2 protein-coding genes are annotated in these 1,302 nt (G+C 71.1%); one reads left to right on the top strand and one right to left on the bottom strand.

The window, feature by feature from the left end:
- Positions 1 to 66 precede the first annotated feature (66 nt).
- Positions 67 to 627 (top strand): NAD(P)H-dependent oxidoreductase, encoded by a 561-nt coding sequence (locus AC27KI_RS25085; protein WP_487116497.1) that lies wholly within the window; start codon positions 67 to 69, stop codon positions 625 to 627.
- A 26-nt stretch (positions 628 to 653) separates the two neighbouring features.
- Here the strand turns inward: AC27KI_RS25085 and AC27KI_RS25080 are convergent.
- A partial coding sequence (locus AC27KI_RS25080; RefSeq protein ID WP_487116495.1) for a M14 family zinc carboxypeptidase occupies positions 654 to 1,302 on the bottom strand: 649 nt, incomplete at its 5' end.

Raw genomic sequence — 1,302 nt, 5'->3', positions numbered from 1 at the left:
CGTCCGCCCCGATCGCGGCCTGACCGGGGCGGCCTGACCGGGGCGGCACCCCCGGCCGGCGCTACCATGCCGGGCATGCCTTCCCACACCCTGTTCCTCACGACCTCCACCCGCGAGCCCGGCCATGTCGGCAATACCGAATGGCTGGCGCGGCAGGCCGCCGCGGCCCTGCCAGCGGACACCGTTCAGACCTGGCTGAACCTCGCGCGGATGGCGCTGCCGCCCTTCGTGGACCGGCGCCACACCACCGGCGAGTACCCCGCCCCCACCGGCGACATGAAGACGCTGCTGGAGGCCACGCTCGCCGCGACCGACATCGTGTTCGTCGCACCCGTGTACTGGTACAGCCTTCCCTCGCCGCTCAAGACCTACCTGGACCACTGGAGCGGCTGGATGCGCATTCCGGGCCAGCCGTTCAAGGAGCCCATGGCGGCCAAGACGCTGCGGCTCATCACCACCAGCGGCGACCGCGCCAAGGCGCAGCCCATGATCGATTCGGTGCGGCTGTGCGCGCAGTTCCTGGCCATGCCCTGGGGCGGCGCCCTGTGGGGCAAGGGCGGGCCGCCCGGCGCGGTGCAGTCCGATGCGCAGGCCCTGGCATCGGCTGCTACATTTTTAATAGCATAATGCCCTAGTTGAATCTGCGCTGGAGGCTATTTCTGCGGTGATGCCTGGCCGTCCACGACGGCCAGGTGCTCGTCCATCCAGCGCAGCAGGTCGCGCCACATCACGCGCACCTCGTCGTCCTGCGGCATGCGCAGCTCGTGCTGCAGCTCGATGGTTACCACGGGCAGCCCCAGGTGCACGCTGCCGTAGTGCCCGAGCGAGCCCGGAAAGATGCCCAGCTGGTCCAGCCGCAGGCGCCCCAGCCGGCTGGGCGGCGGCTGCGGGCCGTCGAAGTCGAGCACGCCGTAGGGCGCATGGATGCTGACCACCAGATCGGGCTCGAACTGCGCCATCTGCGTGTGCAGAAACTGCGATTCGGGCTCCGACAGCGCCGCGGGACCGGGCCAGCGGCGGGGGTCGCGGCGGGTGCGCTTTTCCCAGTAGATGGGGGCGTCGCGCTCCCAGTTGGGCGTGGGGAAGTTGCGGTTCAGGTCCACGCCGCGCGCATTCACCCGGGTGGCGGGCTTGGCGAGCATGCCGTCCGGGTTCAGCGCGGGGATGAACCGCCAGTGCACCGGCCGCCGCGTGGGCAGCAGGCGCGTCTCGGCGAACCCGATCCAGCGCAGCGCGAGCGACGCCGCCGTGGGCTCGTCGCCATGCATGGCGCCCACCACCAGCACGCGCAGCGGCACCGTG

The sequence above is a fragment of the Acidovorax sp. KPB24-03 genome (assembly GCF_057546605.1).
This window is presented reverse-complemented; position numbering and strand designations above follow the sequence as displayed.